The following is a 5,212-nucleotide window of genomic DNA, read 5'->3' on the forward strand; positions in this document are numbered from 1 at the left end:
CTTGGCGCTGGTTCGCCTGGGCATGATCCACGATATCCGTAAAGAAAGGAAAATGGCCGAGGAGTGTTACCAAAAGGCCCTGGAGATTGAGGGGGCTGAGGGTTTAGCCCAGCGTGAAGCCAAAGAATATCTGGAAACCCCTTATGTCCCACCCCGGCGGAAGAGGTAACCTTCTCTTACCGCTCAAGCTCTTCCGCTGTCTCCTGAATCAGCTGCCAGGCTCGATGAACGTGACGTTCCTCCGTACGGGTCTGCCCGACGCAGAATCGCAGCGTATATTTATCGTTGAGCTTGGTATGGGTTAAATATAGCTGGCCACTCCGATTCACATGCTCCAACAATTGTTGATTGATGGTTTCTCCCCTTACATGCCGGAAACAGACCAGATTGAAGGGGGGCAGCATGGCCAGTTCGAAGCGATGGTCATCTTGGACCCACTGGGCAAATTTTTGAGCCAATTCCACATGGCGCCGAATGTGGTAGCGTAAACCTTCCACCCCGTAGTGACGGATGACGAACCACAGCTTCAAAGAGCGGAAACGTCTACCCAGCGATATTTGCCAGTCTCGATAGTCGATGACCGCGCCCGACTCGGTGGCTTGGTTGCGCAGGTACTCGGGAAGCACACTCAAGGTGTTGATTAAAACCGCCCGGTCCCCCACATAAAAGCAATCGCAATCGAAATTGGTAAACATCCACTTGTGGGGATTAAAACAGTAACTATCGGCAAATTCTATTCCGGTATGGATATAGCGGTACTCGGGACAGATGGCGGCGGTACCGATCATGGCGGCATCCACGTGAAGCCAAAGGCCTTCCCGGCGGCAGATCTGACCGATCTCCGGTAGCGGATCGATGGCGTTCGAGGAGGTAGTGCCCAGAGTCGCGCATACAAAACAGGGGATCAGGCCAGACCGACGATCCTGCTCGATCTGTTTAGCCAGGGCACCGGGCCGTAGGGCAAAGCGTTCATCCACCTCAATAAGTCGGAGATTCTGCTGGCCCATCCCGGCAATCTTAATTGCTTTCTCGATGGAAGAATGGGTCTGGGTTGAGGCATAGGCAACGAGACGCCCATCACAGCCACGTTGGTTGCTCATAAAGTTGGTCGCGCGCTCGCGAGCTGCCAGAAGAGCACAAAGGGAGGCGCTGGAAGCGCTATCCTGGATTACCCCGCCCCCCGTCCGGTCAGATTTGAATTTTGCCGGCATGCCTATCATATCCGCCAGCCAATCCAGAATATGCGTTTCAAGCTCTGTGCAGGCCGGACTTGTTGCCCACAGCATTCCCTGGACCCCAAGGCCTGCGGAAAGTAACTCCCCCAATATGGAGGGCCCTGAAGTGTTGGCTGGAAAGAAAGCAAAGAAATTGGGCGACTGCCAATGGGTGATTCCAGGAAGGATTATCTCGTCCACATCCCTGAGAATCGCTGCAAAGGCTTCTCCTCGGAGAGGCGGCTCGGAAGGAAGCGAAGCACGTATTTGTCCTGGCTGAACCTGGGACATTACCGGGAGGGACTCAAGGCGTTGATAGTAATCGGCAATCCAGTCCACTACCTCCCGTCCATAGAGCCGGAACTCTTCAGGGGTCATGTGAAAACCATTTTCGTTTGGCATTTTTTTCCTTCCCTCCGAGAAAATCCCTCTCACCCAGTTTTTCCCCCCTGCAGAAGAGGGGAAAGGGGAGAGGCTAACGGGTAATAGACAATTCCATTATAAAAATTTCTTAGGGCAAAGATCAAGAAAACAAATTTGGCCGCCCTTTTCCAAACGCTAAACGAATAAAAAAAGCTAAGCTATAATAGGACTTGTCAGATTTACTAAAGTACATTTTCCCATTTTGAGGAAATTCATGATGGGCTGGTAAACCTTCAGGAGACTCCAGTTCAGAAAAAATTGGAGCAGAGCCAGATGTCCCAATGTGTTCAGGACCAACTCAACCTTCTTCCTGAATCGCAGCGGAGCGTTATCCTTTTTGCTGACGTCATGGATTTTTCCCATCAAGAGATTACTGATATTCTCGGCCTATCGGTCCAGAATGTGAAGGTAAGGCTGCATCGGTCCCGTAAAAAGTTAAAGGCAATCCTGGAAGAGAAATGCAACTTCGAAGTGGATGAGAGAAATGTCTTAATCTGTGAACCCGTCGGTAAAAAAAATGGGGAGTAGTTCTTATGCTTGCTAATGGGGGATTCTGGAATGGGTTTCATTGGATGATGCAGATGTGTTGCCGGACAAGAGACAAAAAAGAAGGAGCCCCCCAAGGGACCCAAGAGACTCCAACCTCTGAGCAATAACTCATACCCGGGGATTAATCCCCCTCTGATTGGGAAAGGTTTCCATTGTGGAGGAATGCTTACTCTCAGTAGCACTCGTTGAACCTCTCGTTGAATTCCTTGGGGCTGAACCTATATTCTTGAGTGCCGTAGCACTCTACAGCAAAGGAAGCGCATACACTGCCCATCCTGGCAGACTGTTCGATATCCTTGCCCCGGACCAGACCGCTGACCAGCCCGCCCCTGTAAGCATCTCCGGCGCCTGTCGGGTCCTCTACCGCCTTGGGCTTCACAGTAGGAATACTTATTTCACAATCCGGTGTGAAGACCTTTGAACCCAGATCTCCCAGGGTGACAATGATCGTCCTGGCCCGCCTAAGCAAGGCTTCTTGGTTTAGCCCGGTCTTGCTCATGATCAGATCCATCTCATAATCATTGGAGATCAGAATCCGGCACCCTTCTATGGCCTTAACCAGTTCTTTCGCATCCAACATGGGCAGCGATTGCCCAGGGTCGAAGATATAGTCGATCCCCCTGGCCTTACAGACGCGTGGGTAGTTCACCATGTCCTCAAGATTACCGGGAGAGATGATAACCATGGTCTCCTTTGGATTGAGTTTGTCGAAATCCAGAGAGGAAGGATATTTCATGGCTCCCGGGTTGAACCCGGTGATCTGGTTATCAGCCCGGTCGGTGGTTATATAGGCACTGGCAGTGAATTCATCCTCTATGATTTTGATGTTTTCGGTAGAGATCCCCTTCTTCGCCAGCCATTCGAAGTACCGCTGATAATCATGTCCGATAGTAGCGGAGATTCCAGGCTTCTCGCCCATCAGGGTGAGCGCGTAGGCAATATTGCCTGCCGTGCCGCCGAATTTCTCCTTCATGCCCTTCACCTGGAAGCAGACGTTCAAAACATGTATTTTCTCGGGGAGGATATGCTCCGAGAAGTATCCCGGGAAATCCATAATCCGGTCGTATGCCAGTGACCCGGAAACAATGACATGCATATTCATCGACCTCTCAAATTAGTTCAAGGTTTGCCAATCATAACTTTTTAGGCCCAAAAAAAAATGAAGCAGGATGGCCGCGCTGTGCCCTCTGCGGTGAATATCCCTTTTTAGGTTTTAGTCAATCTTACTCCAAGGCAAAAAATAATGATTAAATTTTAACAGGGCGGGAAATGTTGTCAAGCAGATATTTAGCACGATAACCGCTCTTGACACCGTTTGACTTTTTCAATAAGATGCTGTTCGTATTTCACCCTGCGCTAAGGAGCACCTTTTCATGGAAAACATTCTACAAGAAATGGAAGAAGCCTCTCAATTCATTGCCAGCAGGGTCAAAGCGAAGCCCGGAGTTGGCATTATCTTAGGAACGGGCCTCGGGGGCCTGGTGAAAAAAATCTCCCTAAGGCAATCACTGCTTTATGAAGAGATTCCTCACTTTCCCCGCAGTACAGTCGAGGGACATGCCGGTCGCTTAATCTTCGGCCGCTGCTCCAACAAGGAAGTATTGGTGATGCAAGGAAGGTTCCATTTCTACGAAGGCCACCCGCTATTGCGGGTAACCTTTCCCGTTCGGGTGATGAAAAAGCTCGGAGTGAAAATTCTTATCATATCCAATGCGGCCGGGGGCCTAAACCCGCTCTTTTCCGCCGGCGATGTCATGGTCATCTCTGACCACATCAATTTTACCGGGCAAAACCCGCTGATCGGTCCCAACCTCGATGCTTTGGGTCCGAGGTTCCCTGATATGACTGCCGTCTATGATCGAGAGCTGATCGGTTTATCCGAACAAGTCGCTCTTGAAAAAAAGATCAAGCTCCAGAAAGGGGTTTATGTAGGGGTGACGGGCCCGAGCATGGAAACCCCGGCAGAAACCCGTCTTTTACGGATGATGGGAGCCGATGCCGTTGGGATGTCTACCATCCCTGAGGTTATCATAGGGGCTCATTGCGGCTTGCGCATCCTGGGGTTTTCGGCCATTTCCAACGTCAATCTTCCAGATTGCATGCAACCAGCTCCCCTCGAAGCAATCCTGGCCAATGCTGCTGTGGCCGGGAAGAAAATGATCGGCATTGTGGAGGGAGTTCTGGAAAAGATTTAGAGGAGGTTTCCTTGGGCCAACAAGTAAGAAAGTCTGCGGATTTGATCTTGACCAATGGCACAGTACTCCCTCTGTCACCCGATTCCGAACCCATCATTGACGGAGCCTTGGCCGTTTCAAACGGACGGATAACCAGCCTGGGAGCGAAAGCCCATGTGGAAAGATATTTTGAGGCTCGCCAAACCATTGATGCCCGGGGCGGCCTGATCATGCCCGGTCTGGTGAATGCCCACAACCACGCGGCCATGACCTCTTACCGGGGAATGGCCGACGACCTTCCATTGATTGACTGGTTGACCCGTTACATATTTCCAGCGGAAAGTAAATCTGACGGCGAGCAGGTTTACTGGAGTACGCTTTTGGCCTGCAGCGAGATGATCCGCTCAGGGACTACGACGTTTTGCGACATGTATCTTTTTGAAGACCGGGTTGCCCAAGCGGCCAAAGAAGCAGGAATGAGGGCTTTGGTCGGAGAAGTACTTTATGATTTCCCCTCACCCAATTACGGACCTCTGGATAAAGGACTGGAATATACCGAAGCCTTGATCAGCCGCTGGCAGGGTGACCCCCTCATCTCCATTGCCGTGGAACCCCATGCCTTGTACACCTGTTCTCCTGGGCTTTTGGGGCAGTGTCAGGATTTGGCGGATCGGTATGGAGTTCCCATGATCATTCATCTGGCCGAGACCCGAAGCGAAGTTGAAGAAATTTCTAAGAAATATGGCAAAAGACCAGTAAATCATATGGAAAGTTTAGGACTCCTCTCCCCCTCTCTGATCGCCTGCCACTGCGTCTGGCTGACCGAAGCCGAAATGGACCTCCTGGCCCGCC

The 5,212-nt window shown here is 51.1% G+C and carries 5 protein-coding genes; 3 read left to right on the forward strand and 2 right to left on the reverse strand.

All coding sequences use genetic code 11. The features are described from left to right. Positions 1 to 176: 176 nt before the first annotated feature. The gene (locus Q7V48_12145) at positions 177 to 1,616 is read right to left on the reverse strand and encodes a pyridoxal-dependent decarboxylase (protein ID MDO9211477.1); all 1,440 of its coding nucleotides are present in this window, start codon (positions 1,614 to 1,616) and stop codon (positions 177 to 179) included. Positions 1,617 to 1,910: 294 nt separating this feature from the next. On the opposite strand from Q7V48_12145, the gene Q7V48_12150 reads away from it, so the two are divergent. After that, entirely contained in the window at positions 1,911 to 2,165 is a 255-nt protein-coding gene (locus Q7V48_12150) for an RNA polymerase sigma factor (protein ID MDO9211478.1), read from the forward strand. A gap of 193 nt (positions 2,166 to 2,358) precedes the next feature. Here Q7V48_12150 and Q7V48_12155 read toward each other — a convergent pair whose 3' ends face one another. Continuing rightward, complete coding sequence (locus Q7V48_12155; protein ID MDO9211479.1) at positions 2,359 to 3,282, reverse strand: carbohydrate kinase family protein; 924 nt, start codon at positions 3,280 to 3,282, stop codon at positions 2,359 to 2,361. 277 nt (positions 3,283 to 3,559) lie between these two features. Between Q7V48_12155 and Q7V48_12160 the strand changes: the two genes are divergently transcribed. After that, entirely contained in the window at positions 3,560 to 4,381 is an 822-nt protein-coding gene (locus Q7V48_12160) for a purine-nucleoside phosphorylase (GenBank protein ID MDO9211480.1), read from the forward strand. Between the two features lie 11 nt (positions 4,382 to 4,392). After that, the coding region (locus Q7V48_12165) for an amidohydrolase family protein (GenBank protein MDO9211481.1) at positions 4,393 to 5,212 on the forward strand (820 nt) is incomplete at its 3' end.

The sequence above is a fragment of the Deltaproteobacteria bacterium genome, assembly GCA_030654105.1.
In the GTDB taxonomy this organism is placed as follows: domain Bacteria; phylum Desulfobacterota; class SM23-61; order SM23-61; family SM23-61; genus JAHJQK01.